We start from the raw sequence: 26,632 nt of genomic DNA on the forward strand, positions 1-26,632 counted from the left end.
GGCAGAAATGCCGCTTTTTTATTTGTTAAATTATTGGTCAATAATGATGCTATCAGTAAGCGATCGTCAGTTCTTGCTGTAAGGCTTGCAGATCTTCTGTCGACAGCCCCACGGCGTTGCTCAGTACACCAGCTTGGTTCAAGGTGCTACCAGTGTTATCAATGCCTGCAATGGCATTTGCATCCACTTTTCCTGAAGGTGCTTGCTCATCACTGAACAGCCATTCTGAACCCTGGCTAAGAATATCGTTTGAGGTGATTTCTGTGTTTACAGTGGCGAGATCTTCACTTTCCGGCTGTGCTTCAACCAGCTTCAAAATAAACTTGCTGCTCCAGCCGCTTTTGCCATTTTCATTTGATGACATCACGCGGAAGCCCCAATTGCCTTGCTGCGTCAGTTCATCAGTGGTGAATGACCATCTTTCGTTGCTGCCGACGACAGCAGAACCAATGACTTCCCACTGTCCATGCGGCGACATAGCCTGAATGGTCACAATGCTGCCTTCAGCGCCTAATCCTTTTAGCGTCGGGGTAGTGTCTGATGTAGTGCCTTTATGACCGATAATGTCTACCGTACTGTGGGTATCATCCAATGCATTGACAATCACCGGCACACCTGGTGCAGGTGCGGTAACCGTGAAATTAAAGGCCTCGGTAGGCTCACTTAACGCCCCGCCTGCATCGACACCGCGTAGAGTAATGTGGTGCTGGCCGGCGCCAAAGGTATTCGCTTCACCTTCCCACGACCATTTGCCTTTATTTGTCGCTACCACACCGATTTTCACGTCACCATCATAGATATAAATCAATTTAATGCTGGAGTCGGCGGTACCGCTGAAGCGAGGGTTGTGATCGTCAGTTGAGCTATTAGCAGTGAGGACTTTTTTGATTTGGCCAAAATTATCAAATACTTCAGACAAAACAGGTTGTGCCGTGGACTGACCTTCAATTTCCAGGAAGAAACTGTCGCTCCAGGCGCTAGAACCATGGCCATTTGTGGCTTTTGCCCTGAAGCTCCAGTTACCGTTTTCAGTCAGTTGTGACGACGTCAATTGCCAGTGACCTTGGCTATCCACGATGGCAGAACCCAGTTCCAGCCATTTACTGCCGGCAGCTTTGGCCTGAAGCGTAATGACACTACCCGCTACGCCGCTACCGCGTAAGGTTGGCGTATCGTCCTCGGTTTGTCCGCCACGTTTAATCACTTCAGGCATGCCGCTAGTATCATCAATGGCATCAATGATCACCGGAACGCCAGGTTTAGCTGCAACAATGATCAGAAACTCGTCTGATGCGCTACTCAATTGTCCTTCAGTGTTCTCACCACGCACCACGATGTTGTTATAGCCCGTGCTGAATGCTTTTTCTCCCGCTTCCCATGACCACTGACCATTAACTACCGGCACTTTAGCCACCTCAATTCCGTTGCGGTAAAGGTGGACAAATTGCACATCGCTCGCCGCGGTGCCGCTGATTACTGGGCTACGATCATCAGTCGTTTCACCATTGCTCAGCGAACGCTGAACTGGTCCGAAATTATCGTAAACATCATTGATAACAGGTTGCGACACAGTTTGAGTGGAAGCTAAAGCGGAAAGCGCGCCAGTTTCTTGCAAAGCATTCACTGAAGGAAGGGAATTTCTGGTTGAGTTCGTATCTTTGAAGTTATTCATGCTAGCACTCCTGTGCGTTAATAATCAGCACAGGAAATTACGATTTGCATCAATTCGGTGACAGGGGAACCGTCCCAAAAAAGAGTACTAAAATTTGTGCCTAAGAGAACTATAACATTGATTTGTAACGAATATTTTAAGCATGCATTAATGCAAACCTCTTATTTGTTACTCAAATGGCTAATTGACCACAACTCGCTAAGGTCGCCATAACAGATTATTTACGTTTTCAGAGTGGTTAATGTCTGCGTAAGACGGTTAAACTGACGCCAGTTCATTGTGAGTAGATGTTGTGAAATATTTCCTGAAATTAACGGCGCTCAGCGCCGCGATTCTTGTTCTTACCGGCTGCGGCAGTATCATCAGCCGCACGTTCCCAGGCCAGGGACACGGCAATCAATATTATCCCGGCGTGCAGTGGGATGTGCGTGATGGACCGTGGCGGGTGCTGACCATTCTCGATCTGCCGCTATCATTGGTGATGGACACGCTATTATTGCCGGTCGATGCCAATCACGGTCCGTACGAATAAGGTTACAAATTATCTGACGGGCTGTTGTCATCTTCCCACTCTTGCGCCGCCGCTTCGCCTTCTTCTAAATCACGTGGCGGCTCCAGCTGAAATTCACCTTCATCCCATTCGTGTAGCGTATTTTCGGCTTGCCATTCCTGACGCAGCTCCACTTCGTCATAATCACCGTCAAACACCGCCTGCGCGGCTTCTCCGCTGGAGATGGGCAAACATTCACCTTGTTCATCTTCATCGGCAAAAAACTCGGCCTGCCACATAATATCGCCATCCTGCATCACATACTTTTGCAGCGCGAATTGGCTGACGTTAGCGTCTTCTTCGGCCAAATCAGGCTGATTAGCGAGGAATTCCTCACGCGCGGCGTCGATAGCTTCTTCTAAGGTGCTAAACAGGCTCATTATTCACTCCATGTCTATTGAAAGGGATTTCTGAGAAGGATAGACGAAAAATGAGGAAGTGAAGGGCAGGCGGCAATATCGGTTGGGCGGTAGACTAGCAATCAACCGCCCAACCGGTCAGGCTATTTTCTGCGGGAAATGGTGTACCGGACGGACAGATTCATGAATAAGTGGTGCCGAGTAACGAATACAGCATTTAATACAGGGTTTAACCTTTTTAAAATTAATACGCGCGGTTGATAATGCCTGGTTTAAATTATAAAGGGTACCGATGAAAACCATATCCTCCTTTACAGGTAGACGTTTACACTCTTTTCGATGCAGTAAGTGATAACCTTCCTGATCGGTGCTGATTGTCACGTAATAATAGATGCCTTTATTCATGTTATTTATTCCTGAGATATATTTGCTGTGTGTAATCTTATTATTTTTTTAAAAGTGAACTTATTGCTGAAACTGTCACAGTCGAAATTACCTGGAATCGATTTCGTGAACCAATTCCATAATGATATAAAGGGGGGCTTAATTTTGAAGAAAAGGAATATAGCGATTTTTATTCGGACAATGCCTTGTTTACTAAGTTAATTTTACTGGATTGATAAGCGAACCCGAAGGGTTTAACAATATTAAATAGGAATTGCCCTGGAATTAGTGCTAATCAGGGCCGGATACGACTAATTTGGTTAGCAAAAATGAATGAAGTCACTAGACTGAAATGCACGAGAAGTCCTGATTTTCCGTTTACATATCGTTAACAAAGGGTAAAGAAGCGTAAGTCCGTATCGTTTCGGAAGGGTTTTTCTGATCTAAAGCTGGCTCGAACAATATAAACAGGCCAAATTTTAGCTGGCCCGTTTTTTAACTCAAATTGCGCGGATCTCTTCGCATAATAAGATTAGTAATTGCGAAAATAGAAGAGGCGCTCAACGCGCCTCAATCTACTTAATAAACCGAAGGTTGGCCTTCCGGGCGGGTTTTAAAGCGGCGATGCAACCACATATATTGTTCAGGCGCCAGCAGCACGGTTTCTTCCACCACTTTATTCATTACCGTCGCGGTGTCTACTTCACTCTCCAGAGAGAACTTGTCGCGGATATCCGACATCATTTTAAGTTCATAACCCCGGCCGTTGGGTAAACGACGCGCGAGGAAAGGGACGACGCTCGGATTGGCTAAACGAATCAGCATATGCGTACCGCTGGTGGTCGCGGCATCGGGAACGGCGAAGAACGGGGCGAACACGCTGCTGCGCGGGCCATAATCATGATCCGGCGCGTACCAGATGATGTCGTTGTTCTTCATGGCGCGGATCATGCCTTTTAAATCTTTGCGGTCCAACATACTTTTATTGGATCGCATGCGGCCCCAGGTTTGCAGCCAGTCGAGCAGTTTGTTGTCATTAGGACGATAAACACCAATGCCGGGATTGTGCATACCAAATACGCGTGCACCTAACTCCAATGTCAGGAAATGCATACCAATCAGCAAAATACCGCGCTTTTCCGCCAACGCATTGGTGACATGCTCTAAGCCGCTGGTGGCGACCCATTTACGAATACGCCAATCAGGCCAGAACCACGCCATGCCGGTTTCAATCAGCCCCATGCCGACGGATTCAAAGTTGTGCTTCACCATCGCTTCACGTTCGTTGGTCGGCATCGTGGGAAAGCACACTTCCAAATTGCGCTGAGCCACTTCAACACGACGTTTCATAAAGCGCATCGCAATACGGCCTAACCCGCAGCCAATCGCATGCAGAACGGGGTAAGGCAGCAGCACCAGCAAATAAAGAAAACCAATACCAATCCAGGTCAGCCAATAGCGTGGAGCGAAGAGTTCACGGGTAAGTTGGGGAAGTTGAGTCATGGAAATGTCAGTATCCTGCGTCTTATGCCAGAGAGTCCGGTTTCTGTAATTTTTTGTCATTATGCCATTTTTTCATTCTGGCTGAAATCAAGCTTAGACGGTGCGCGGCTATCTGGCAGCAGGTATGCGCACGAAAACGCAATTGCGAGGCAGAAATGCGCGGGTTATTGATGCCGTGAGGCGATTCGCACCAAAGACTTTGCATTGTGTAGAATTCGAGTATCATATGCGCGCTAAATTTCTCTGATTTGCTAACAGGATCGAACACCATGCCAGTGTTACATAACCTTGTTTCCAATAAAGAGCTGAAGGAACGTATGTTGGCGGAAACCGAACCACGTACCACAGTCTCTTTTTATAAATACTTCCAGATTGCCGACCCGAAAGCTTTCCGCGATGCGCTGTACATTGAGTTAACCAAGCTCAAGGTCTTTGGTCGCGTGTATGTCGCTCATGAAGGGATCAACGCACAAATCAGCGTGCCAGCCAGCCGTTACGAGCAAATGAAGGCCGCGTTGTATGCCTTCGATGCAGCGTTAAACAATCTGCGCATGAATATCGCGCTGGATGACGATGGCAAATCGTTTTGGGTGCTGCGTCTGAAAGTGCGTGAGCGTATCGTGGCGGACGGCATTGAAGACAACAGCTTTGATGCGAGCGATGTTGGCGCGTATTTGAAAGCCGCCGACGTCAACGCCATGCTTGACGATCCGGACGCAGTATTCGTCGATATGCGCAACCATTACGAATACGAAGTCGGGCGCTTCGATAACGCCATGGAAGTGCCCGCGGATACGTTCCGCGATCAACTGCCAATGGCAGTGGATATGTTGCAGGATCAGAAGGACAAGAAGATTGTCATGTACTGCACCGGCGGCATTCGTTGCGAAAAAGCCAGCGCGTGGATGAAGCACAACGGCTTCAATGATGTGTATCACATTGAAGGCGGCATCATCGAATATACCCGTCGTGCGCGTGAGCAAGGTTTACCGGTGCGTTTCAAGGGCAAAAACTTTGTCTTTGATGAGCGTATGGGCGAGCGCATTTCTGACGATATTCTTTCCAGTTGCCACCAGTGCGGCGCGCCTTGCGACAGCCATACCAACTGCGTTAACGATGGTTGTCACTTACTGTTTATTCAGTGCCCGAGCTGTGCAGAAAAATATAAAAACTGCTGCAGCCCGATTTGCATGGAAGAGTCGTTGCTGTCGCCAGAAGAGCAGCGTGCACGTCGTGCGGGCCGTGAGAATGGCAATAAAGTCTTCAACAAATCCCGCGGTTTGCTGAATATGACGATGGCGATTCCTGCGCCGGATAAAAAATAATAAAAGCGGCCTGATATTCAGGCCGTTTTATTTACTGACGTACGCCTTCCACTGAAATAATCAATTCTGCTTTCTGCGATGCCGGGCCCAGATCTTTGCTGATGTTAAACTCCTTCAGCACGATCTCACCGCTAGCTTCAAATCCTGCGCGATAGCCGCCCCACGGATCTTTGCCTTCACCGATTAATTTCGCCGCCAATGTCAGCGGTTTGGTTACGCCATTCAGGGTTAACTCACCGTTGATTTTGTAATCCTGGCCTTCTTTCGTCACACCCGTTGAAGTGAAGGTGGCTTGCGGATATTTGCCGGTATTGAGGAAATCAGCGCTGCGCAGATGTTTATCACGCTCGGCATGATTGGTATCGAGACTATTAGTATTGATGGTGACGTTAACTTTATCCGCTGCAGGATTCGTTTCGTCAAAAGTGAAACTGCCGTCAAAATCTTTAAAGGTACCGTATAACCAGCTGTACCCCAGATGCTGAATACGGAACTGCACAAAGGCGTGTTGCCCTTCTTTATCAAATTTATAATCAGCGGCGCTGGCGGTCAGGCTGGTGCTGAAAAATCCTGCGGCGACGACGGCCAATAATGTTTTCTTGAACATATTATTTATCCTTTTCAGAGGTTAACGGGATGCGGTAACCCAACATCCTTTTCAGTGTCACATCACGATCGATGAAATGATGTTTAAGCGCGGCCAGCGCGTGTAATGCTGAAAGCACGACCAAACTCCATGCCAGCCAAAGATGAATATCGCCCGCCAGATCGGCCTGCTGCGCCGCACCGCTAAAGAGTGCCGGCACATCAAACCAGCCAAAAACCGAGATCGGTTTGCCATCGGCGGTGGATATCAAATAGCCACTCAATAACAGCACCAGCAATAAGGCGTACAGCAAGCCATGTGCAGCGCTGGCGGCGAAGCGAACGGACGGGGAATAGCTTTGCAGCGGTTTAGGCGGCGCTGAAATAACACGCCAGCCAAGACGCAACAGCAAAGCGGCAAATAACAGGATGCCAACGCCCTTGTGAATTTCCGGCGCGTCGTGATACCAGCCGTCGTAATAACCCAATCCAACCATCCACAAACCCAGCGCAAACATGCCGTAAATTATCAGCGCCATGACCCAATGCAATAGGATTGAAACCACGCCGAAATGCTGTGTGGAATTGCGCCACATAATGAAAGTCCAAACCAATGAAATATGTGGCAATGAGCATCTACATTTTGAAATAAGAAAGCAATCAGCCTTACTTTTCTATAATGTTGAAAATAACCTTCGGATTGAATGACTAATCAACGCAAAGTTGGTCAGAATAATTGAAGTGGGATGAGTTGAAATGGATTGCAAAGCTAATTACTACACTAAATGCGGCAAAGGCAGGATATGAGAAGTCAGATAAAGTAATTAATCGTCAATTTGCGTCAAGAGTGCCGACGCAATAACTGCGTCGGCGAGAAGTAGTTAATTAAATCGAGCCAATGAGAAGGGCTTAATGTCGAATGAGAACGGTTTATTTTGCGCAAATTCACTGGCGAGTTCGCCGAGCACGCTAGCAAATTTGAAACCGTGACCACTTAAACCAGTGATGATTAATCGATTTGGTTCGCCAGGCAGCGTATCAATAATGAAATCTTCGTCTGGCGTGTTGTCATAGCTGCAAGCTTCACCGTGCAAACAGACGCCAACGCCCGGCAGGAATTTACGCAGGAAGTTAAAGGATTCGCTGCCATCCTGCGCGTTGCTGCCGAACGGTTTACGATCTTCCTGTTTTTGCATCAGTTGGCCGCCATCGTGACGTCCGACTTTGAGCGCGTTGTTATCCGCCGGGAAGCCGTAAAAATGGCTGCCATCGCTCATCTCAACGGTAAAGCCAGGAAACTTATTGTTCTCGCTGTAGCGACCATCGGCCTGATACCAGGCAAACACTTTACGCACCGGCGCAACTGGCAAATCATCGACCAATTGGCTTACCCAGGTTCCGGCGCTGACCAGTAGTTTGCGCGCTCGGAACACGCCATCGCTGGTGGTGACCTGTTGCAGATCGCCATCGCGACCAATTTCAGTGACCGGACAATTAAACAATTGCGCGCAGCCTGCCTGTTCCGCCAGTTGCACCCAGCTGCGTACCGCTTGCTCGCATTTCAGGAAACCTGAATTGGGTTCAAATACGCCGATATAACCGTCTGGTACGCTAAATTGTGGCCAGCGCGCACGGACTTCATCCGCTTGCAAGATTTTCACATCCAACTGCCAGGCTTTGGCGCTGTCGATAACATTTTGAATAAAGGTCGAGGTGAGCGGGGCTAAATTGAGGATGCCGCTGCGATGCATAATGCGTTCGCCGCTTTGACGTTCCAGTTCGTCCCACAAGGTTTGCGCGCGCAGCACTAATGGTACGTAACGTTCGCCTTCGCCATAAGCATGACGGATCAGTCGGGTTTCGCCGTGGTGAGTGCCCTGATTATGCGGCGGGTGCGCGCTATCAATCATCAGCACGGATAAACCCGCTTGCGTAGCGTAAAACCCGGCGGCAGCGCCCACCGAACCACTTCCCACCACAATCAGATCATAAACCATAACCACATCACTCCAGACAAACGGCGAAATTTTTCAACAGCATATCAAAACATTGCGCCCATGAAAAAGGCACCCTTAAGGGTGCCCGTTCACGCGATTGGTGAGATTAGTGCTTTTGATTGTCGCGTAGGTATTGCTCGGTGGACTCTATTTTTGCAATGCCAGCTTCGAGTATGGAGATGAACTGTCTGGCTACGTCGGTGGTTAGCCAGTAAGTCGGGCCCACGTCAGCTTCTTCTTCTTTCTGACCCTGCGATGATAGCGAGTGCAGGCGAATCATCATGGCGTCATAACTGTCTACGGTGCTGATGTCCCATCCTACCAACGGATGAGTCTGAATGACGTCTTTATTTCTGTCCATTATAACCTCCGTATTACTCGTTAAACGAAGTGCTTCTTGAGGTTCAATGCGGCTGTATCGTGCACTAGCGAAACAATTATAACATGAATCAGCGGGTACAATAGTTAAAAGGTATGACGATCTTTGACTGAGCAAAAATAAACCGTTCTAAAAGCCAGGTTTTAAAGAATAATAAAATGCCCGCTGCGTTGGGCATTTTATTGGGAATATCGTGGGTCACAACATTAATGTTATCGGCGATAACACGGGGAAACTTTACGACTAAAAACGGATTGTTCTTACTCGCCTGACTCAATCGGCAGTTGGCCATGACGCTTCTGAATTTCTTCCGCCAGCCGAGTAAAATGCTGTTGTAACTGTGCGTCATGATTCTGGTTTTGTGCTTCCAGCGTCAGGTTGTGCACCAGTAACTGATTGGTACGATCGTCGAGACCGAACGTTAGCGTGGCAAAGGCATTTTCCAGCACGGTTAATCTGCGCTGTTGCTCAGCAATAAATGCCAGCAATTCCCCAAAGGTCATCGCCTCTTCTGGTTTTTCAGTAGTCACGTAAAACACCTCCTGTAAGCATGACGAGGCAAGAATAGGGGATCGTTTAATATGAGTCTAGATGCAGGAAGTTTTTCTGGCGAGAGCGAAATAAAACAAAAAAGCCGGATAGCGACACCCGGCAAAAACAGCACAGTGGCAGTTAATCGTTATTAAACCAGTCGTCGGCGCTTTCCCACGTCTCTTGTAAAATATCCGTGATGCGTTCGCGCGCCTCTTTACCACCGCCAAATACGCTCAGCTGATTGCCGCCTGCGTAACGGACTTTGACGTGGTGATCGTCATCGGGGAAATATTTGGAAATACGACGCGTCAGTTCGATGCTTAGTGCATCTAATGCGCCCGCAGGAAGGGGCTGAGTTTTTGCTACGGTAATTTCAACACGCATAGAAGCCTCCGGAATAATATACTGTTCATTTGTACAGTATAATTATCCCGAAGGCAAGCAGGGCAGAATTATTCTTTAATACGCCAGTTCAGTGTTTCGCCAGCCAGGAACGGCACCAGCGTGTCATCGGCTAACGCAATGCTCTCTTCAACTTTCCATGACTCACGCACCAGCGTCAGTGAGCCTTCATTCAGCGGCAAACCGTAGAAGTTGGCACCGTTTTCCGAACAGAAGGCTTCGAAATGCTCCAGCGCGTTTAGCTCTTCAAATACGGTGGCGTAAGCAGGCAGCGAGGTGGGTGCGTTGAACACACCGGCGCAACCGCAGCTGGCTTCTTTCAAGTGACGCAGGTGTGGCGCGGTGTCGGTACCGAGGAACACTCGACGGTTACCGCTAGCGACCAGTTTGCGTAGTGCTTCCTGGTGAATGTTGCGCTTCAGAATCGGCAAGCAGTACAGATGCGGACGCACGCCACCGACCAGCATATGGTTGCGGTTAAACATCAGATGTTGTGGCGTGATGGTAGCGCCCAACAGATCGTTACCCGCCGCCAGATATTCTGCCGCTTCTTTGGTGGTGATGTGTTCCATCACCACTTTCAAGGCTGGGAACTGTTGGCGCAGCGGCTCTAGCACGGTTTCGATGAAACGCGCTTCGCGGTCAAAAATATCAATGTGCGAATCGGTGACTTCGCCGTGCACCAGCATCGGCATACCGATTTGCTGCATGCGCTCCAGCACCTTAGCAATCGAGGCGATGTTAGTTACGCCATGGTTCGAGTTGGTGGTGGCGTGCGCCGGGTAGAGTTTAGCCGCGGTGAAAGTGCCGTCGCGGAAGCCACGTTCAATCTCATCAGGATCAAGAGAATCCGTGAGATAACAAGTCATTAGTGGCGTAAACGCATGCTCAGCAGGGAGTGCCGCCATGATGCGCTCGCGATAGGCAACGGCAGCCGCCACGCTAATCACCGGTGGCACCAGATTTGGCATAACAATCGCACGCGCATTCACCGCGCTGGTATAAGGCAGAACCGCGTTGAGCATCGCACCATCGCGCAGATGGATGTGCCAGTCGTCGGGGCGGCGAATGGTAATTTGCTGAGGTTGGGCTGTCATTCAAAAGACTCCGGCTGAGAAGAAAACGAGGGGCACGTTTAGGCCGGGGAGTAATCATAAGGATGTGGGCAACCGTTTGCACGGATTTTATCGATACAAACAAAAACCGCACCCAGAGGTGCGGTTGCGACGATTAATCGGTGAACGGAATCACCAATTCTCCCGGTTTGACTTCAATACCTTTGGCTAATTTCTTCGCCATCGCTTCGCCTTTGCTGCGGTCGGCACTTAGCACGTAAGCGGGTTTCTCATTGAAGTAGCGTTTCAGCGACTCATTGAGGTAAGGCGTGAGCGTTTTCATGATCGACGCCATTTTCTCTGGCTGCACCTGCGCATCAACAATTTCCATGTCGTGCAGGTAAATGGCACCTTCTTGCGCGTTGTAAACCGGCTGCGCTTTCATCTTCAGCTGCATTTCGGCTTGCTGCGGGCCAAATAACGAACTGACATTGATATTGGCTTTGCCCGACAGGGTAATTTTGCCTGGTTCTTCGCGGCCAATCTGGCTGCTCAAATCGCTCAGCACAATGTGCGCATTCACCAGTCCGGAAACGCCAATGTCTTTCTCGAAATTATTGCGCTTTTGTAGCGCTTGGTTTACTTCTTGCTCGCTGATGGTGTATTGCGTCAATTGGTTACAGCCGCTGACTAGCACGGCAAAAATCAGGGCAACCAGCCCATAAAAAGCCTTATTCATATTGTCCTCATCCTGATCGATACGGCAAAACAGCGATAGCCTGCCTGATTCAGCGGCCAGTGTCACCAGGAGAGAGATGAGAAGCGCCGGAACGCTTCTCTGGATGCAAGGTTTATGCGGCGATGGAGGAGAGCAGATTGACCTGTGTTTGCTTCGCCATGTTATCGCGATAATCCGCAACGCGGCTCGGCCACTCGATGCCGCTGACCAACGTTAGCGAACGCAGCAAGGGGAACAGATGAATATCATCTTCCGACAGTTCACCGTTCACCGCGTTGGGTTTAACGATCAGTTTGTCCAACTGACGTAAATCATCGCTGATGTTCTTGATCAAGCCCGGTGCGTGCTTACGCAGTTCACTGAAGTCGCCAATGCTGGCCTGTTTCTTTTCGCTGAAATAGTGACGCGCTTCCGGTGTGGCGAACTCCGCGAAAGAGGCGTCAGCGATACGTGGAATCAGCAACTTATTGATGTAGCCGTTCACCCGACGCAGCCATTCACTGATTGCGGGGTTACTTTTGCCATTCAACAGCGGTTCGCGATCGTATTTATCCACCAGCCGCACAATATCCATACTTTCTGGTATCGCGCTGCCATCGGCCTTTTGCAGAATTGGGGCCATTTTCTGGCCGATCAGTTTTTTCGGCGTTTGCTCGTCGTCATTCAACATAACGATCAGTTCGAGAGGCAGGTTTTTTAAGCCGAAAATCATGCGTGCTTTGACGCAGAAAGGGCAGTGATCGTAGATGTAGAGTTTCATCCCGTTTCTCCTGTGGTTCTAAGGGTGACGGAGGTCACCCTTTTTTCGGACGTGCGGGAAGTATGGAAGAGATCTGCAGGTGGGGCAAACTAGCTGCTGAAAATCGCCGGCGTGACCGCGCGCGGTTGGAACTGCCACCATAATGCTAATAAGGTGATCATGCCCACGCTGCTGAGCAACATCCACGGCAATTCAGGTACGGCCCATTGCTGGCCCATATCGAACATCCAGCCACCGCCGGAATAGCCGATTAAGCCGCCAATCGCCAGACCGAGGCGACTAAAGCCCATGTAGCTGCCGCGTGCGCGTGCACTGGCTAACGATGCGCTTAAGGTTTCACGCGCCGGTTCAGCAATGATCGAGCCGAGATAGAAAATCGCGATCAGCATAAACAACGACGGCAGCGAATCGGTCATGCCGACCGGCAACAGGCTGAAAGTCATCAGGAACAAACCCGCCATTAAACGAGTTTCCAGACGGAAACGTTTTTCGCTCCAGCGCGCAATAGGATAAAGCAGACTCAGCGACAGCAGCGCTTCAATCGCATACATCCATTTCACCGCGGCGGGCGCACCCGCTACCTGATTGACCATCACGGGCAGCATCAACATTACCTGCACGGCAAGGATGTAATAGCCGGTGAGCGTCAGGACATACAGGCGAAAACGCTTGTCTTGCCAGACGCGCTGCATGCCCGTGCGCATTGCAATGCGTTCCGTTGAAATGCGCCACGCCGGTAGCCAAATGGCATTGAAGATCGCCGCTGCGACAAACACCGCCGCGCCAACCCAGCACACCAGGCGGAAATCCCACGCCAGCAGCCAGCTACCAATCAGCGCACCCAACACCGCACCGGCGCTGTCTTGCATCATCAGCAAAGAGAAGAAACGTCCACGTTCGCGCGACCGCACCAGTTTTACCACTAACGCACTGCGTGGGGGATCAAACAGCGTGCCGCCAAGGCCGGAAAGCAGGCAGGCGAGCCACAGCACCCAGGGTTCATGCGCTAACGCCATGCAGGCAAAGCCTGCTGCACGCATCAGCATGCCGGTAACAATCAGTGGACGCGCACCAAATCGGTCGGCGATCGCCCCGCCAAATATCCCCAATCCTTGCTGGATAAATTGACGTAAGCCAAGCGCAATACCGACCATTAACGCGGCCCAACCCAGCTGTTCGACAAAATGAATGGAGATGAGGGGAAATACCACGAAAAATCCCAACACCACCAGCATGTTATCCACTAAGAGAAATGTTTTACCAAGGCGTCGTGCCCGCGCAACCCGAGACATGCTAATTCCTGAGCAAGTTCTAGACGTGAAAGAGACCAATTGGTCTATTTTCCGCCTGCGCTGTGACGAAAAACAGCTTTCTCAGGATGATATTTTTTAATCGAATTTGCAGAAAAATTAATCCTAAATCAGGATCAATCGCGCGGATGCGGTTTCGGGGTTTTACCGCAAGCGGGGTGACGGTTATAGTGAGAAGTATCGCCGCTGGCGTACATCTTTCTTAAGTTATGGATTTCAGGAGTCATGATGTTTGGCTATCGTTCTGCTGGCCCACGCGTGCGCCTCACTACCGATCGTTTAGTGGTTCGTTTAGTACACGAACGCGACGCCTGGCGGTTGGCGGACTATTACGCTGAAAACCGTGCCTTTCTCAAGCCCTGGGAGCCGGTGCGCGACGAAAGCCATTGCTATCCTTCCGGCTGGCAAGCGCGTCTGGGATTGATCGCTGATATGCACAAACAGGGCTCTGCCTACTATTTTGTGCTGATGGACCCAGAAGAGAGCGAAGTGCGCGGCGTCGCCAATTACAGCAATGTGCTGCGAGGATCGTTTCATGCCTGTTATCTCGGCTATTCGTTGGGCGAGAAATGGCAAGGTCAGGGTTTGATGTTTGAAGCACTGCAAACCACGCTGCGCTATATGCAACGCCAACAGCGCATTCACCGCATCATGGCTAATTACATGCCACACAATCAGCGCAGTGGTGATTTACTGGCGCGCCTCGGCTTTGAAAAAGAGGGTTACGCCAAAGACTATTTATTGATCGATGGGCGCTGGCAGGATCACGTATTAACTGCGCTCACCTACCGGGAGTGGAACCCGGATCGCCGTGGACAATAGAAAAGGATTAATTGCATGAAAATGGCCTTATCCGCGCAGGCGCTGCGCGTGATTGGTTGTCTGCTAGAAAAGCAGGTCACCACTCCGGATCAATATCCGCTTTCTCTCAACGGCGTGGTCACCGCCTGTAATCAAAAATCCAACCGCGAACCGGTGCTCAATCTCAGTGAAATGGAGGTGCAAGCGCAGCTCGATGAACTGGTGAAAAAGCATCTGGTCACCTCGAATAATGGTTTTGGTCAGCGCGTCAGTAAGTATGAACAGCGTTTCTGCAACTCAGCCTTTGGCAACCTGCAATTGAACAGTGCAGAAGTAGCAGTATTAACGCTGCTGTTCCTGCGCGGTGCACAGACGCCGGGCGAACTGCGCACGCGTAGCGGCCGTTTGCATGAATTCAGCGATATGAATGAAGTCGAGCAGACGCTGAACGGTTTAATCACCCGCGATGATGGCCCGATGGTGGTGCGCCTGGCGCGTGAACCGGGTAAACGCGAAAGCCGTTATATGCATCTGTTTGGTGGCGAAGTGGCAGAAGCAAGCATCGCCGATGACATCACGGCGGAGCAGGGCGATTTAGCGACGCGCGTCGCGCAACTGGAAGAGACGGTTGCGCAGTTGCAAGCTCAGTTGCAACAACTGCTGCAAAAGGAGCATTAACATGGCGCTGCGTATTGGCATTGTCGGATTAGGCGGTATCGCGCAGAAAGCGTGGTTGCCGGTGTTATCGCAGGCCAGTAGCTGGCAGCTGGCGGGCGCGTTCTCGCCCAATCAAGCTAAAGCGCAGCCGATTTGCGATAGTTACCGCATGCCGCTGTTTAGCCAACTGGATGCGTTGGCGGCGGCCAGCGATGCGGTGTTCGTCCACAGCAGCACGTCCAGCCATTATGCAGTGGTGAAGGCGCTGTTATTGGCGGGCAAAGATGTCTGTGTCGATAAACCGTTAGCCGAAACGCTGCAACAGGCCGAAGCGCTGGTGGCGTTGGCTGACAAGCACAAACGTAAGTTGATGGTGGCGTTTAATCGCCGCTTTGCGCCACGTTACCAGCAACTCAAAAATGAGATGCCGCGCGCGGCGTCACTGCGCATTGAGAAGCATCGCGCCGATAGCGTGGGTCCGCACGATCTGCGTTTTACCCTGTTAGATGATTACCTGCACGTGGTCGATACCGCGCTGTGGCTGGCCGGCGGCAGCTTAACGCGTGAATTGGGCCACATCACCACCAACGATGATGGCGCGATGCTCTACGCCGAGCACCATTTTTCATCTGGCGCGCTGCAAATCACCACCAGCATGCATCGCCGTGCCGGTACACAACGTGAGGTCGTCAGCGCAATTTGCGATGGTGATTACATCGAAATCAATGAAATGCGTGATTGGCAGCAAGAGAACCGCAACGGCATCGTGCGCGATGTACCACCCGCATGGCAAAGCCATCTAACACAGCGCGGTTTTAGCGGCGTAGCACACCATTTTATTCAGTGCGTAGAAAATCAGACGATGCCTGAAACCAGCGGCGAACAAGCGCTGGCGGCGCAGCGTCTGGTGGAAAAGTTGTGGCGTGATACCGAGCAGGAATAATCCTTTGTAACACTCAACGCTGGTCATTTCCCGCCGTGGCAGTAGACTATCGCCGGACATCACGGGATGTCCGCGCTAAGTCGCCTATTTATCTGCTCTTTTTTTGGATGCGCCACTCAATATGAATTTGTTGAAATCGCTGGCTGCGGTCAGTTCGATGACCTTGTTTTCCCGCGTACTGGGCTTTGCCCGCGATGCCATTGTCGCGCGCGTTTTCGGTGCCGGTATGGCTACCGACGCCTTCTTTGTCGCGTTCAAACTGCCCAATCTGTTGCGCCGTATTTTTGCCGAAGGCGCGTTCTCGCAGGCGTTTGTGCCAATCCTTGCCGAGTACAAAAGCAAGCAGGGCGAAGAGGCCACCCGCGTGTTTGTCGCCTACGTCTCCGGCTTATTAACGCTGGTATTGGCGGTGGTGACGGTGCTGGGGATGATCGCCGCGCCGTGGGTGATTGTGGTCACGGCGCCAGGTTTCGCCGATACCGCGGATAAATTCGCCTTAACCAGTTCGCTACTGCGCGTTACCTTTCCTTATATTCTGCTGATTTCGCTGGCCTCGCTGGCGGGGGCGATCCTCAATACGTGGAACCGCTTTTCCGTCCCGGCGTTTGCGCCAACCTTGCTGAACATCAGCATGATTGGTTTTGCGGTGTTTGCCGCGCCGCATTTTAATCCACCGGTGATGGCATTGGCCTGGGCGGTGGTGGTTGGCGGTGTGCTGCAACTGTTCTATCAACTGCCGCATCTGAAGAAAATTGGCATGCTGGTGCTGCCGCGCCTCAACCTACGCGATGCCGGTGTTTGGCGTGTAATGCGTCAAATGGGGCCGGCGATTCTCGGCGTGTCGGTGAGCCAAATCTCGCTGATCATTAACACCATTTTTGCTTCATTCCTGGTGTCTGGCTCGGTTTCCTGGATGTACTACGCGGATCGCTTGATGGAATTCCCGTCTGGCGTTTTGGGCGTGGCGCTGGGCACCATTCTGCTGCCTTCACTGGCGAAGAGTTTTGCCAGCGGCAATCAGGCGGAATACTCACGCTTGATGGATTGGGGTTTACGTTTGTGTTTCCTGCTGGCACTGCCAAGCGCGGTGGCGTTGGGCATTTTGTCTGGCCCATTAACCGTTGCGCTGTTCCAGTACGGTAAATTTACCGCGTTTGATGCCTTGATGACGCAGCGCGCGTTGATCGCCTATTCGGTGGGTTTGATGGGATTGATTGTGGTGAAAGTGCTGGCGCCGGGCTTCTACTCGCGTCAGGACATCAAAACGCCGGTGAAAATTGCCATCGTCACGTTGATCATCACCCAGCTCATGAACCTGGCGTTTATTGGCCCGCTGAAACATGCCGGTTTGTCACTGTCGATTGGTCTGGCGGCCTGCTTGAATGCCGCGCTGCTGTATTGGCAGTTGCGCAAACAGGACATCTTCCAGCCGCAGCCTGGCTGGTTCAGTTTCCTGACACGTTTGCTGATTGCCGTGGTAGTGATGGCTGCCGCGCTGTTGGGGATTTTGCAGGTGATGCCCGCGTGGGAAGAGGGGCAGATGTGGTGGCGCTTGATTCGTCTGGCGGCGGTTTGCGCCATCGGCGGCGGTGCTTACTTCTTAATGCTGGGCTTGATGGGATTCCGTCCGCGCGACTTTGCGCGACGTACCATGGCCTAAACCGCAGACATAAAAAATCCCGCCTCGGCGGGATTTTTATTGCTTACCCTTTGCGACTCAATGTCGCCTGACCTTTGCCTAATCCATCCGGGCCGTAAAATGCCTGGGTTTGATGAGGACGCAACACCGCTAAGGCTTCATTGGTGAAGCCAATCTGATGTTGCAGCAGAATGCCGTTGTGCGTATTGGCATCGCGTAAACGACGCGTGTGCTGTTGAATACGCATCCAGCGGCTTTCTCGATCGCTGTGACCACCATAAGGCGCTTGCGTGCCGAGGGTTTTCTCGGTGACGCGGCGCATTTCGTCCAGATAATTCAACGTCGTCAGCAGCGCGCTTTTATCTTCTGAGATGCGCTGCAACAGGTTGCCATTAACCTGGCCGGCAGAAAGTTGCTGTTGTTCTTCATCAATTACCACAGTAAGAGAAGCCAGCACGTCCTGCATTTTGTCTAAGGTGGTCAGCAGATTGTCCATTGGGATTATTTACCCTCTAAATACGCCTTGGTATCGGCGATCAGCGCGTCGGCGATCTTACCGGTATCCATTTTCAAGTCGCCATTGCGAATGGCGGTTTTCAGTTGCTCAACACGCGCGGTGTTGATGTCCTGGCTGCCAGGCTGCATCAATTGCGCCTGAGCGGCACTCAACTTCACTGCCGCACCGCTTTCGCTGGTGGTGCTGGCTGCTGGCGCGGCGCTTTGACGCACTTTACCGCTGTTATCGTTGGTGTCGCGTGTTTGTACAGTGCTAACCGGGATTAAAGGCTGCGTTCTGTCGATGCTCATGGTGTGGCTCCTGTAAGGTCAGTTGGGGGTCAGCCAACTGAGTCAGCATAGGGTAATGTCTTTGTTGATATCTCTATCGGCAGAACAACTGGGTTCTTTAACGCTTTATAGCGATATCAGAATATTCCCATCCGCGTCGACGCGACCACTGACCACCTGACCATTTCCCATGCGTACGCGCACCATTTGTGCCGCGCTGGCGTTGTTCAGCGCACGTCCTTCGCTGCTGGCATTAAACCCGTTTCCACTCGCGACTACCATCACATTTTGACCGGCTTTCACGCGCCACGGTTGACGCACCATCGTGGCGGTGACTGCTTGTCCTGGCGGGATATCGCGCAACGCAACCGCATCAATCACGCCACTGTTATCGGTCAAGGCACGTGCTGGCAATTCATCCAGACGTCCGGTTTCCAGACGCACATCATCGGCGCTGAGATTGCTGCCGCGCGCCACCTGACGACTTGCCACTAAATATTGCCCAGTCACCTGCACCTGGACTTGCAGGAAACGTCGATTCTGATCGCAGTTTGCCGCGATGCTGATGTTGCCCCATTGGCGGCTATTGCCCGGCAACTGCAACTCCGGCGTGTCACACGTCGGCCATTGCGCTTGCGGCGTGCGAATCACCACCGTCATCCCTGCGGCATGCTGCGGATCGCGGGCTTGAAAAAATTGTGTCAGCTGAGCGGTGAGATCCGCTGCATAGCTGGGCAGCGCCAACGCTAACCAAAGTGGGGCTAGCAAGGTAAACATTCTGCGCATAACGCCTCCTGACGAGAAGATGGCAGTGAGTCTACGCCTGCGCAAAAAAAATCAATCTCACAAAAAGCCGCTATTTTTGCTGCTATTCAGACGATCACCCTTGCATTTGCCCACTTAAGCTGTCAGCTCGAAATTCTCATTCGCGGAGGAAGCATGCTCGACAAACTCGATGCCGCACTGCGATTTGGTACGGAAGCGTTAAACCTGCGTGCTCAACGTCAGGAAATCCTGTCGTCCAACATTGCCAACGCCGATACCCCGGGCTACCAAGCGCGGGATATCGACTTTGCCAGCCAACTGAGCAAGGTGATGCAAAACGGCCGTGCCGAAGGCAGTAGCTTAACGCTGAAGGTGACGTCAGCACGCCACATTGAAGCGCAGGTGAATACTCAACCCTCAATGGATCTGATGTACCGCATTCCCGATCAACCCGCCGCGGATGGCAACACCGTGGATATGGATCGCGAGCGTACGCAGTTTGCTGATAACAGCCTGAAATACCAAACCGATCTCACCCTCATCAGTAGCCAGATCAAAGGCATGATGAACGTTCTGCAGGGGCAATAAGCATGGCATTGCTGAATATTTTTAACATTGCCGGTTCGGCGATGACCGCGCAGTCGCAGCGTCTCAACGTGAGCGCCAGTAACCTGGCCAACGCCGACAGCGTCACCGGCCCCGATGGTCAGCCGTATGTGGCGAAGCAGGTCATTTTCCAGACCGATGCCGCGCAGGGCGCAGCCACTGGCGGCGTGAAAGTGGCGGGCGTGGTGGACGATCCTACGCCAGCGAAACTGGTGTATGACCCAGGCAATCCGCTGGCGGATCAAAAGGGTTACGTCAAGATGCCTAACGTCGATGTGGTGGCGGAAACCGTCAACACCATGTCTGCGTCACGCAGCTATCAGGCCAACGTGGAAGTGCTGAACACGGTGAAGTCAATGATGATGAAAACTCTCACCATGGGTCAGTAACGGAGAACGACTATGAGCGTAGCAGTAGGGATTAAAGACAGTCTGGACCCCACGGTCCTGACGTCCAGTAGCGCCACCAGCGGCAACTCATCAGCGGACCTGCAAAACCAGTTCCTGAATATGTTAGTGGCACAGCTGAAGAACCAGGATCCGACCAATCCAATGGATAACAGCCAGCTCACCACCCAGCTGGCGCAGATCAATACCCTGAGCGGCATTGAAAAGCTCAACACCACCTTGGGTTCGATCTCCGGTCAGATCTCCACCAGCCAGTCGTTGCAGAGTTCAACGCTGATTGGTCACGGCGTGATGGTCAACGGTTCGCAAGTGTTGGTCGGCAGCGGCACCACCACGCCATTCGGTGTGGAACTGGCTACCGCATCCACCGCCACCAGCGTCACCATTAAAGACAGCAACGGCACCACGGTGCGCACCATCGATCTCGGCAAACTGACTTCTGGCGTCCACACCTTCTCGTGGGATGGCAAGCTGGATGACGGCTCAACCGCGCCGGATGGCAAATATTCTGTTTCACTTGCCGCCAGCAGTGGCAGCACACAACTGGTGGCGCAGCCGCTGAACTATGCCTATGTCAATGGCGTGAGCAGCACTGACGGCACCACCAAACTGGATCTCGGCACCATGGGCTCCGCGACCCTCGATGAAATTCGTCAGATTCTCTGATTAACCTTTTAGCAGGAGAGATTACATGTCTTTTTCACAAGCGGTGAGCGGCCTGAATGCTGCCTCCAGCAACCTGGATGTGATTGGTAACAACATTGCCAACTCCGCCACAGCCGGTTTTAAATCCAGCACCATCGCATTTGCCGATATGTTCGCCGGTTCTAACGTGGGCCTCGGTACCAAAGTGGCCGCGGTGATCCAGAACTTTGGTGACGGCAGTACCACTTCAACCAGCCGTGGGCTGGATGTGGCACTGAGCGGCAACGGTTTCTTCCGTATGACTGACGCCAGCGGCGGCGTGTTCTATTCACGCAACGGCCAATTCACGCTGGATGCCAACCGTAATCTGGTGAATACCCAAGGTTTGAACGTCACTGGCTATCCGGTTGCGGGTACACCGCCAACCGTGCAGACCGGTGCTAACCCAGTGGCGTTGAGCATTCCAACCACCCAAATGGGTGCGCGCGCGACGACCACGGCGACCCAGGTTGCCAACCTTAACTCTACCAGCACCGTTCCAACCGTAACCCCGTTTGATGCGTCTAATGTGGATAGCTACAACGCTAAAACCACCATGACGGTGTATGACACCCAGGGTAACGATCACCAGCTGGATATGTACTACATCAAAACCGCTGACAACACCTGGACCGTGCACATCAAGGACTCCACCACCGGCAAGGAAGTGGGCAATGCCGATCCTGACGATGGTTTGGGCTTCCAGATGAAATTTGATGCCAGCGGTACGCTGACCAGCGTAACCAAACTGATTGATGATCCGGCTAACCCGGGCACCACCATTCCTTCGCCGACAGCAACCAGCCCATCGCTGGCGAATTTGGTGGTTGGCGGTACCAACGGCGCGAATGGCATGAACATCAGCTTGAGCATGCTGGGCAGCTTGCAGCAAAACACCGGCGCATCAACCTTTGGTAACCCAACGCAAGATGGTTACCAGCCGGGCGATTTGACCAGCTACACCATCAACGATGACGGCACCATCACCGGCACTTACTCTAACCAGAAAACTCAGCTACTGGGGCAGATCATCCTGGCGAGCTTCTCTAACCCGGAAGGTCTGAAGTCTGAAGGTGATAACGTTTGGTCAGCCACCAGTTCATCAGGTCAGGCTGCGGTTGGCCTGGCAGGCACCGGTACTTACGGCAACCTGACGTCAGGCGCGCTGGAAGCATCGAACGTGGATATGAGTAAAGAGCTGGTAAACATGATCGTTGCGCAACGTAACTATCAGGCCAACAGCCAGACCATCAAAACTCAGGACCAGATTCTTAACACCCTGGTTAACTTACGTTAATTCGCTAACGGGATTGCTTTATGGATCACGCAATATATACCGCGATGGGCGCGGCCAGTCAGACGATGGAACAGCAATCGGTGACCGCCAGCAACCTCGCCAACGCTTCAACGCCGGGCTTTCGTGCTCAGCTCAACGCGTTGCGCGCGGTGCCGGTCAACGGTTGGTCGCTGCCAACGCGTACTTTGGTCGCCGCTTCAACGCCAGGCGCCGATATGACGCCGGGCGCGATGGACAATACCGGACGCACGCTGGACGTGGGTGTGGCGCAGGATGGCTGGTTGGCGGTGCGTGCCGCTGACGGCACCGAGGCCTATACCCGCAACGGCAATATGCAGATCGGCCCAACCGGTATTTTGACCATTCAGGGCAATCCCGTGATGGGCGATGGCGGTCCGATCGCCGTGCCGCAGGGCGCGGAGCTGACTATCGCGGCGGACGGCACCATCACCTCGCGTAATGCGGGTGATGCGCCTAACGCTACGGTGCAGATAGGTCGTCTCAAGTTGGTGCGCGCCACCGGTAAAGAGATGCAACGCGGTGACGACGGCATGTTCCGTCCGAATCAGCAAACTCAGGCAACACGCGGTGCTGCGCTGGCGAACGATGCCACCATGACCGTGATGCCAGGCGTGCTGGAGGGCAGTAACGTCAAGCCGGTGGAAACCATGGTCGACATGATCGCCAACGCCCGACGTTTTGAGATGCAGATGAAAGTGATCTCAAACGTTGATGAAAACGAACAAAAAGCCAACCAACTGCTCAACATGAGCAGCTAAGGCGTAAGGAAAACATCATGATTCGTTCTTTATGGATCGCCAAAACCGGTCTTGACGCTCAGCAAACCAACATGGACGTCATCTCCAACAACCTCGCGAACGTGAGCACCAACGGCTTTAAACGTTCGCGCGCGGTATTTGAAGATTTGATGTACCAAACCCTGCGTCAGCCGGGCACGCAGTCTTCGGAGCAAACCACGCTGCCGTCAGGCCTGCAAATCGGTACCGGTGTTCGTCCAGTGACCACCGAGCGTTTGCACCAGCAGGGCAACCTGTCGCAGACCAGCAACTCGAAAGACGTGGCAATTAACGGCCAGGGTTATTTCGAAGTGCAGATGCCAGACGGTACTTCCGCGTATACCCGCGATGGTTCTTTCCAGGTTGACCAAAACGGTCAGCTGGTGACCAACGCCGGTTATCCGGTGCAGCCCGGTATCACTATTCCCGCTAACGCTACCAGCATCACCATCTCGCGTGATGGCGTGGTGAGCGTGACGCAACAAGGGCAAACCAACCCAGCGCAGGTCGGTCAGTTAACGCTGAGCACCTTTATGAACGACGCCGGTTTGAACAGCCAGGGTGAAAACCTGTATCAGGAAACTCAGGCATCAGGTGCGGCGACGCAAAGCACGCCGGGCCAGAACGGTGCGGGCTTGCTGTATCAAGGTTATGTCGAAACCTCGAACGTCAACGTGGCGGAAGAGTTGGTCACCATGATCCAGACACAGCGCGCGTACGAAATTAACAGTAAAGCGATCAGTACCTCTGATCAGATGTTAGCGAAGTTAACCCAGCTGTAAGGCTGGTGTCGTTGGGCCAGCCTAGCCGCTGGCCTGATTAAGAAACATGCATAAGGTTAGAACTCCGTGGCGAAGCAAGTGATTCTCAAGCCTGGTCATTGGTTAGTAGCCACCTTGCTACTGACGTTAAACGGTTGTGCGCTGGTACCGCGCACGCCACTGGTCAATGGATCGACGACGGCAGAGCCGACGCCTTCCGCGCCGCCGGTGGTGAACGGTTCCATTTTCCAGGGCGTTGCACCGTTGAACTACGGCTATCAGCCGCTGTTTGAGGATCGCCGTCCACGCAACATTGGCGACACCTTGACGATCACCTTGCAGGAAAACGTCAGCGCCAGCAAAAGTTCTTCGGCCAACGCCAGCCGCGATGGCAGCAACAGCTTTGGTGTAACCGGTGTACCAACCGGCCTGAGTGGTTTGGTCGGTGCGGGTGGCGAGAAAGCCACGCTGGATGCCAATGGTAAAAATGACTTCGCCGGTAAAGGTGGCGCAACAGCGAATAACACCTTCACAGGCACCATCACCGTCACCGTCAACCAGGTATTGTCGAACGGCAACCTGCGCGTCGTCGGTGAGAAACAGATCGAAATTAACCAGGGAACCGAATTCATTCGCTTCTCTGGCGTGGTTAACCCGCGCACCATCAGCGCCAGCAACGCCGTGTTGTCAACGCAGGTGGCCGATGCTCGTATCGAGTACGTCGGCAACGGTTATATCAATGAAGCGCAGACGATGGGCTGGTTCCAACGCTTCTTCCTGAACGTCTCGCCGATGTAAGAGGTATTGAGAATGAATATGACGACTCTGCTTCGCCTGAGCCTGGGCTTGCTGCTCGGCTTTAGCGTAATCGCCCATGCTGACCGCATTCGCGATTTGACTTCCGTACAGGGCGTGCGCGACAACCAGCTGATTGGTTACGGTTTGGTGGTTGGCCTTGATGGCACCGGTGACCAAACCACGCAAACGCCATTTACCACGCAAACCGTCAGCAACATGCTGTCGCAGCTCGGCATCACCGTGCCAACCGGCACCAATATGCAGTTGAAAAACGTGGCAGCGGTGATGGTTACCGCCAAGTTGCCATCGTTCGCCCGTCAGGGACAAAACATCGATGTAGTGGTTTCTTCGCTGGGTAACGCCAAAAGCCTGCGCGGCGGTACGCTGCTGATGACGCCGATGAAAGGCGTTGATAACCAGGTTTACGCGTTGGCGCAGGGCAACATTTTGGTCGGCGGTGCCGGTGCGTCTGCTGGCGGCAGCAGCGTGCAGGTTAACCAGTTGAACGGCGGCCGCATTACTGGTGGCGCCACGGTAGAGCGTGAACTGCAAAGTAACTTTGGCAGCCAGAACACCATCAACCTGCAACTGAATAATGAAGATTTCACCATGGCGCAGCGTATTGCTGACACCATCAACAGCCGTGGCATTGGTTCAGCGCAGGCGCTGGATGCACGCACCGTGCAGATTCGCGTATCGCCGAATAACAGTTCACAGGTGCGTTTGCTTGCAGAAATCCAGAACCTGGATGTGTCTGTGCCGCTGGAAGATGCCAAAGTGATCATCAACTCACGTACCGGTTCGGTGGTGATGAACCGCGAAGTGACGCTGAATACCTGTGCCGTGGCGCAAGGCAACTTGTCGGTGACGGTGAATCAGCAGCAGAACGTCAGCCAGCCGAACACGCCATTTGCTGGTGGTCAGACGGTGACAACCAACAATACCCAGATCGATTTGCGTCAGAGCGGCGGCGCGCTGCAACGGGTTAACTCCAGCGCCAACCTCAACAACGTGGTACGTGCGCTTAATGCGCTGGGTGCCTCACCGATTGAGCTGATGTCGATTCTGCAATCGATGGAAAGCGCGGGGTGCTTGCGCGCCAAACTGGAAATTATCTGATGACTGATACGCAATCGCTGATGAATGCGGCTTACGACAGCCGCTCACTGAACGACCTCAAACGTGAAGCCAGCGCCGACCCGAAAGGGAAGGCGATGCAAGTGGCCAAGCAGGTGGAAGGGATGTTCGTGCAGATGATGATGAAAAGCATGCGCGCTGCGTTGCCGCAGGATGGCATGTTGAGCAACGACCAGACGCGGCTTTTCACCTCGATGTACGATCAGCAGATTGCCCAGGAGATTGGTAAACGTGGTTTGGGCATGGCCGATCTGATCGTCAAACAGATGCAGCCTGCGCAGGAACCGGATGAAACCGCCGGAACGGTGCCAATGAAGCTGGATAACAGCTTCATTTATAGCAGCCTGCCCGCCACGCAACTGGAACAGATGGTGCGCAAAGCGGTGCCACGTCTGCCGGTTTCGCCATCCAGCTTGCCAACTGACAGCAGCGAATTTATCGCCCAATTGTCACAACCGGCCAAAGTCGCCAGCCAACAAAGTGGTATTCCGCATCACCTGATCCTTGCACAGGCTGCGCTGGAGTCCGGTTGGGGCCAACGCCAGATTCTGACGCGCGACGGCAAGCCGAGTTACAACGTGTTTGGTATCAAAGCCAGCAGCGACTGGAAAGGCGCGACCACCGATATCATGACCACCGAATATGAAGGTGGCGAAGCGAAGAAAGTGCGCGCCAGTTTCCGCGTGTATGGCTCTTATATGGAAGCGCTCAGCGACTACGTCAAACTGCTGTCCAGCAACCCGCGTTATGCCGCGGTGGCCAATGCGCCAAGTGCTGAGCAGGGCGCACGTGAGTTGCAAGCCGCCGGTTACGCCACCGATCCAAAATATGCGCAGAAACTGGTGGGAATGATCCAACAATTCAAAAACATGGGCGAAAAAGTGATGAAAGCCTACAGCAACGATATCACCGATTTGTTCTGATTTTTTGCCTCAAGTTTCACTTAAGCACGCCGATAACCATCACATGCCGCGGTGAACATCCGCGCAATCGCACTGAT

32 protein-coding genes are annotated in these 26,632 nt (G+C 52.6%); 15 read left to right on the plus strand and 17 right to left on the minus strand.

The genetic code is table 11. The features are described from left to right. Window positions 1-52: 52 nt before the first annotated feature. On the minus strand, window positions 53-1,672 hold the full coding sequence (locus ABDW13_RS07470) for an Ig-like domain-containing protein (protein ID WP_343551863.1): 1,620 nt from the start codon (window positions 1,670-1,672) through the stop codon (window positions 53-55). 292 nt (window positions 1,673-1,964) lie between these two features. Between ABDW13_RS07470 and ABDW13_RS07475 the strand changes: the two genes are divergently transcribed. Beyond that, window positions 1,965-2,204 carry a YceK/YidQ family lipoprotein gene (locus ABDW13_RS07475; protein WP_343551864.1) on the plus strand — a complete coding sequence of 80 codons (240 nt, stop codon included), beginning with the start codon at window positions 1,965-1,967 and terminating at the stop codon, window positions 2,202-2,204. A 2-nt stretch (window positions 2,205-2,206) separates the two neighbouring features. Here the strand turns inward: ABDW13_RS07475 and ABDW13_RS07480 are convergent, their stop codons facing one another. The 3 genes from ABDW13_RS07480 to ABDW13_RS07490 form a co-directional block, all read right to left on the minus strand. Then, window positions 2,207-2,602 carry a MysB family protein gene (locus tag ABDW13_RS07480; protein WP_343551865.1) on the minus strand — a complete coding sequence of 132 codons (396 nt, stop codon included), beginning with the start codon at window positions 2,600-2,602 and terminating at the stop codon, window positions 2,207-2,209. 117 nt (window positions 2,603-2,719) lie between these two features. Continuing rightward, window positions 2,720-2,986 (minus strand): hypothetical protein, encoded by a 267-nt coding sequence (locus ABDW13_RS07485; RefSeq protein WP_343551866.1) that lies wholly within the window; start codon window positions 2,984-2,986, stop codon window positions 2,720-2,722. A gap of 558 nt (window positions 2,987-3,544) precedes the next feature. After that, complete coding sequence (locus tag ABDW13_RS07490; protein WP_343551867.1) at window positions 3,545-4,468, minus strand: Kdo(2)-lipid IV(A) acyltransferase; 924 nt, start codon at window positions 4,466-4,468, stop codon at window positions 3,545-3,547. A 269-nt stretch (window positions 4,469-4,737) separates the two neighbouring features. Between ABDW13_RS07490 and ABDW13_RS07495 the strand changes: the two genes are divergently transcribed. Further along, a complete protein-coding gene (locus ABDW13_RS07495) occupies window positions 4,738-5,793 on the plus strand; it encodes a rhodanese-related sulfurtransferase (protein ID WP_343551868.1) in 1,056 nt (351 codons plus the stop codon). Window positions 5,794-5,824: 31 nt separating this feature from the next. Here ABDW13_RS07495 and ABDW13_RS07500 read toward each other — a convergent pair whose 3' ends face one another. From ABDW13_RS07500 to mdtH, 10 genes are all read right to left on the minus strand, one after another. Then, the gene (locus ABDW13_RS07500; RefSeq protein ID WP_343551869.1) at window positions 5,825-6,400 is read right to left on the minus strand and encodes a YceI family protein; all 576 of its coding nucleotides are present in this window, start codon (window positions 6,398-6,400) and stop codon (window positions 5,825-5,827) included. Between the two features lies 1 nt (window position 6,401). After that, the gene (locus ABDW13_RS07505; protein WP_343551903.1) at window positions 6,402-6,977 is read right to left on the minus strand and encodes a cytochrome b; all 576 of its coding nucleotides are present in this window, start codon (window positions 6,975-6,977) and stop codon (window positions 6,402-6,404) included. A 282-nt stretch (window positions 6,978-7,259) separates the two neighbouring features. Then, window positions 7,260-8,375 (minus strand): N-methyl-L-tryptophan oxidase, encoded by a 1,116-nt coding sequence (gene solA / locus ABDW13_RS07510; protein WP_343551870.1) that lies wholly within the window; start codon window positions 8,373-8,375, stop codon window positions 7,260-7,262. Window positions 8,376-8,481: 106 nt separating this feature from the next. Beyond that, window positions 8,482-8,736 (minus strand): biofilm formation regulator BssS, encoded by a 255-nt coding sequence (bssS, locus tag ABDW13_RS07515; RefSeq protein WP_097094279.1) that lies wholly within the window; start codon window positions 8,734-8,736, stop codon window positions 8,482-8,484. 278 nt (window positions 8,737-9,014) lie between these two features. Continuing rightward, entirely contained in the window at window positions 9,015-9,284 is a 270-nt protein-coding gene (locus ABDW13_RS07520) for a hypothetical protein (protein ID WP_343551871.1), read from the minus strand. Between the two features lie 142 nt (window positions 9,285-9,426). Beyond that, window positions 9,427-9,672, minus strand: a complete 246-nt coding sequence (gene dinI, locus ABDW13_RS07525) for a DNA damage-inducible protein I (protein ID WP_343551872.1) — start codon at window positions 9,670-9,672, stop codon at window positions 9,427-9,429. Window positions 9,673-9,740: 68 nt separating this feature from the next. Next, complete coding sequence (gene pyrC, locus ABDW13_RS07530; RefSeq protein WP_343551873.1) at window positions 9,741-10,787, minus strand: dihydroorotase; 1,047 nt, start codon at window positions 10,785-10,787, stop codon at window positions 9,741-9,743. Window positions 10,788-10,920: 133 nt separating this feature from the next. Further along, window positions 10,921-11,484, minus strand: a complete 564-nt coding sequence (locus tag ABDW13_RS07535) for a lipoprotein (protein ID WP_343551874.1) — start codon at window positions 11,482-11,484, stop codon at window positions 10,921-10,923. A 112-nt stretch (window positions 11,485-11,596) separates the two neighbouring features. After that, window positions 11,597-12,244 carry a glutaredoxin 2 gene (gene grxB / locus ABDW13_RS07540; protein WP_343551875.1) on the minus strand — a complete coding sequence of 216 codons (648 nt, stop codon included), beginning with the start codon at window positions 12,242-12,244 and terminating at the stop codon, window positions 11,597-11,599. Window positions 12,245-12,333: 89 nt separating this feature from the next. Next, complete coding sequence (gene mdtH, locus ABDW13_RS07545; protein ID WP_343551876.1) at window positions 12,334-13,536, minus strand: multidrug efflux MFS transporter MdtH; 1,203 nt, start codon at window positions 13,534-13,536, stop codon at window positions 12,334-12,336. 246 nt (window positions 13,537-13,782) lie between these two features. Here mdtH and rimJ point away from each other — a divergent pair, with 246 nt between their 5' ends. The 4 genes from rimJ (at window position 13,783) to murJ (ending at window position 17,615) form a co-directional block, all read left to right on the plus strand. Beyond that, window positions 13,783-14,376 carry a ribosomal protein S5-alanine N-acetyltransferase gene (rimJ, locus tag ABDW13_RS07550; protein ID WP_343551877.1) on the plus strand — a complete coding sequence of 198 codons (594 nt, stop codon included), beginning with the start codon at window positions 13,783-13,785 and terminating at the stop codon, window positions 14,374-14,376. Window positions 14,377-14,391: 15 nt separating this feature from the next. Further along, complete coding sequence (locus tag ABDW13_RS07555) at window positions 14,392-15,033, plus strand: DUF480 domain-containing protein (RefSeq protein ID WP_343551879.1); 642 nt, start codon at window positions 14,392-14,394, stop codon at window positions 15,031-15,033. 1 nt (window position 15,034) lies between these two features. After that, a complete protein-coding gene (locus ABDW13_RS07560; protein ID WP_343551880.1) occupies window positions 15,035-15,955 on the plus strand; it encodes a Gfo/Idh/MocA family oxidoreductase in 921 nt (306 codons plus the stop codon). A 121-nt stretch (window positions 15,956-16,076) separates the two neighbouring features. Continuing rightward, window positions 16,077-17,615: a murein biosynthesis integral membrane protein MurJ gene (murJ, locus tag ABDW13_RS07565; protein WP_343551881.1), complete on the plus strand. Its 1,539-nt coding sequence runs from the start codon at window positions 16,077-16,079 to the stop codon at window positions 17,613-17,615. Between the two features lie 43 nt (window positions 17,616-17,658). Here the strand turns inward: murJ and flgN are convergent, their stop codons facing one another. From flgN to flgA, 3 genes are all read right to left on the minus strand, one after another. Then, window positions 17,659-18,090, minus strand: coding sequence for a flagellar export chaperone FlgN (gene flgN, locus ABDW13_RS07570; protein ID WP_343551882.1), 432 nt, complete (start codon window positions 18,088-18,090; stop codon window positions 17,659-17,661). A 5-nt stretch (window positions 18,091-18,095) separates the two neighbouring features. Continuing rightward, on the minus strand, window positions 18,096-18,401 hold the full coding sequence (flgM, locus tag ABDW13_RS07575) for a flagellar biosynthesis anti-sigma factor FlgM (protein ID WP_343551883.1): 306 nt from the start codon (window positions 18,399-18,401) through the stop codon (window positions 18,096-18,098). Between the two features lie 105 nt (window positions 18,402-18,506). After that, window positions 18,507-19,166, minus strand: a complete 660-nt coding sequence (gene flgA, locus ABDW13_RS07580) for a flagellar basal body P-ring formation chaperone FlgA (protein WP_343551884.1) — start codon at window positions 19,164-19,166, stop codon at window positions 18,507-18,509. A 153-nt stretch (window positions 19,167-19,319) separates the two neighbouring features. On the opposite strand from flgA, the gene flgB reads away from it, so the two are divergent. The 9 genes from flgB (at window position 19,320) to flgJ (ending at window position 26,555) form a co-directional block, all read left to right on the plus strand. Further along, the gene (gene flgB, locus ABDW13_RS07585; protein WP_343551885.1) at window positions 19,320-19,733 is read left to right on the plus strand and encodes a flagellar basal body rod protein FlgB; all 414 of its coding nucleotides are present in this window, start codon (window positions 19,320-19,322) and stop codon (window positions 19,731-19,733) included. A 2-nt stretch (window positions 19,734-19,735) separates the two neighbouring features. Further along, window positions 19,736-20,140 carry a flagellar basal body rod protein FlgC gene (gene flgC, locus ABDW13_RS07590; RefSeq protein ID WP_343551886.1) on the plus strand — a complete coding sequence of 135 codons (405 nt, stop codon included), beginning with the start codon at window positions 19,736-19,738 and terminating at the stop codon, window positions 20,138-20,140. 12 nt (window positions 20,141-20,152) lie between these two features. Continuing rightward, entirely contained in the window at window positions 20,153-20,824 is a 672-nt protein-coding gene (flgD, locus tag ABDW13_RS07595) for a flagellar hook assembly protein FlgD (protein WP_343551887.1), read from the plus strand. A gap of 25 nt (window positions 20,825-20,849) precedes the next feature. Beyond that, the gene (gene flgE, locus ABDW13_RS07600; RefSeq protein ID WP_343551888.1) at window positions 20,850-22,139 is read left to right on the plus strand and encodes a flagellar hook protein FlgE; all 1,290 of its coding nucleotides are present in this window, start codon (window positions 20,850-20,852) and stop codon (window positions 22,137-22,139) included. Window positions 22,140-22,159: 20 nt separating this feature from the next. Then, window positions 22,160-22,918, plus strand: a complete 759-nt coding sequence (locus tag ABDW13_RS07605) for a flagellar basal body rod protein FlgF (protein ID WP_343551889.1) — start codon at window positions 22,160-22,162, stop codon at window positions 22,916-22,918. A 17-nt stretch (window positions 22,919-22,935) separates the two neighbouring features. Continuing rightward, entirely contained in the window at window positions 22,936-23,718 is a 783-nt protein-coding gene (flgG, locus tag ABDW13_RS07610) for a flagellar basal-body rod protein FlgG (protein ID WP_007885801.1), read from the plus strand. Window positions 23,719-23,784: 66 nt separating this feature from the next. Continuing rightward, window positions 23,785-24,495, plus strand: coding sequence for a flagellar basal body L-ring protein FlgH (locus tag ABDW13_RS07615; RefSeq protein WP_343551892.1), 711 nt, complete (start codon window positions 23,785-23,787; stop codon window positions 24,493-24,495). A 12-nt stretch (window positions 24,496-24,507) separates the two neighbouring features. Further along, window positions 24,508-25,614: a flagellar basal body P-ring protein FlgI gene (locus ABDW13_RS07620; RefSeq protein WP_343551893.1), complete on the plus strand. Its 1,107-nt coding sequence runs from the start codon at window positions 24,508-24,510 to the stop codon at window positions 25,612-25,614. After that, a complete protein-coding gene (gene flgJ / locus ABDW13_RS07625; protein ID WP_343551894.1) occupies window positions 25,614-26,555 on the plus strand; it encodes a flagellar assembly peptidoglycan hydrolase FlgJ in 942 nt (313 codons plus the stop codon). Before ABDW13_RS07620 ends, flgJ begins: the two co-directional genes overlap by 1 nt. The last annotated feature ends 77 nt before the right edge of the window (window positions 26,556-26,632 follow it).

It is taken from the genome of Pantoea sp. (genome assembly GCF_039594315.1).
Taxonomy (GTDB): domain Bacteria; phylum Pseudomonadota; class Gammaproteobacteria; order Enterobacterales; family Enterobacteriaceae; genus Pantoea.